This is a genomic window from Brevundimonas sp. (genome assembly GCF_031082345.1).
Classification (GTDB): Bacteria; Pseudomonadota; Alphaproteobacteria; order Caulobacterales; family Caulobacteraceae; genus Brevundimonas.
On the sequence record NZ_JAVHLH010000401.1, the window covers coordinates 1 to 1,324 of the forward strand.

At 64.5% G+C, this 1,324-nt stretch carries 2 protein-coding genes; both read left to right on the forward strand.

Annotation, left to right across the window (positions count from 1 at the left end; genetic code table 11):
* Positions 1–202 precede the first annotated feature (202 nt).
* Entirely contained in the window at positions 203–679 is a 477-nt protein-coding gene (rplM, locus tag RDU12_RS15760) for a 50S ribosomal protein L13 (RefSeq protein ID WP_300291297.1), read from the forward strand.
* A gap of 95 nt (positions 680–774) precedes the next feature.
* The gene (rpsI, locus tag RDU12_RS15765; protein ID WP_300291306.1) at positions 775–1,218 is read left to right on the forward strand and encodes a 30S ribosomal protein S9; all 444 of its coding nucleotides are present in this window, start codon (positions 775–777) and stop codon (positions 1,216–1,218) included.
* Positions 1,219–1,324: the final 106 nt, after the last annotated feature.

The following is a 1,324-nucleotide window of genomic DNA, read 5'->3' on the forward strand; positions in this document are numbered from 1 at the left end:
GTGTTCGTTGTGATGAACCTGCCGGCTGGAGCGGTTGTGGTATTTTAATACCGTAACCAAAATCATGTGGTAATACATTGGGTTAGACAGAGACCACCACGCCAACCCGCATTGACTACACCCCCGCCTTCCTCTATCAGCGCGCCTTCCGCTCATCCCGGTCACGGGACGGGCCCTTCGTTCGTCCCCAGGAACCCTCGTCATGCTGAAGAGCACCACGGCTTCGTTGAAGCCGGCCGAGGTCACGAAGAAGTGGATCCACATCGACGCCGAAGGCGTCGTGGTGGGCCGTCTCGCGACCTTCATCGCCAACCGTCTGCGCGGCAAGCACCGCGGCGACTACACCCCGCACGTCGATTGCGGCGACTATGTCGTCGTCACCAACGTCGACAAGGTGGTGTTCACCGGCAAGAAGAACACCGACAAGATCTACTACCGCCACACCGGCCACCCGGGCGGCGTCAAGCAGACGACCCCCGAGAAGGTGCTGAACGGCCGCTTCCCTGAGCGCGTGCTCGAGAAGGCCGTCGAGCGCATGCTGCCCAAGGAAAGCCCCCTGGCCCGCAAGCAGATGACGCACCTGCGCCTGTTCGCCGGTCCGGCCCACACCCACGAAGCCCAGTCGCCCGAGACGATCGACTTCAAGTCGGCTTCTCCCAAGAACACCCGGAGCGTCTGAGCATGACCGACGTCACCAACGAAACCGCCGGCGAAACCGCCGCCGTGGACACCCCCGCCGCCGAGACCCTGTCGGGCTTCGACGCCCTGAAGGGCATGGGCACCGCCTCGGCGTCCGAGGACGCCCCGGTCTATGTCCAGAAGCTGGACGCCCAGGGCCGCGCCTATTCGACCGGCAAGCGCAAGAACGCGATCGCCCGCGTGTGGATCAAGCCGGGCACCGGCAAGATCACCATCAACGGCAAGGATCAGATGCAGTATTTCGCCCGCGAAATCCTGCGCATGATGATCGCCCAGCCGCTGGAAGTGACCGATCGCGTCACCCAGTTCGACGTCGATTGCACCGTCCAGGGCTCGGGCCTGTCGGGCCAGGCCGGCGCCATCCGCCACGGCCTGTCGCACGCCCTGACCCACTATGAGCCGGCGCTGCGCCCGGTCCTGAAGCCGCACGGCTTCCTGACCCGCGACAGCCGCGTCGTCGAGCGCAAGAAGTACGGCCGCGCCAAGGCCCGCAAGTCCTTCCAGTTCTCGAAGCGCTAAGCGGATCGCGAAAGCGGTTATGGATGGGGGCGCTTCGGGAAACCGGGGCGCCCTTTTTCTTGTTTCCTTCTCCCCTTGCGGGAGAAGGTGTCAGGCGAAGCCTGAC

Excerpts from the sequence above, each read along its gene's own strand:
- rplM (WP_300291297.1), top strand. The coding sequence starts at position 203 with ATGCTGAAGAGCACCACGGCTTCGTTGAAGCCGGCCGAGGTCACGAAG.
- rpsI (WP_300291306.1), top strand. The coding sequence starts at position 775 with ATGGGCACCGCCTCGGCGTCCGAGGACGCCCCGGTCTATGTCCAGAAG.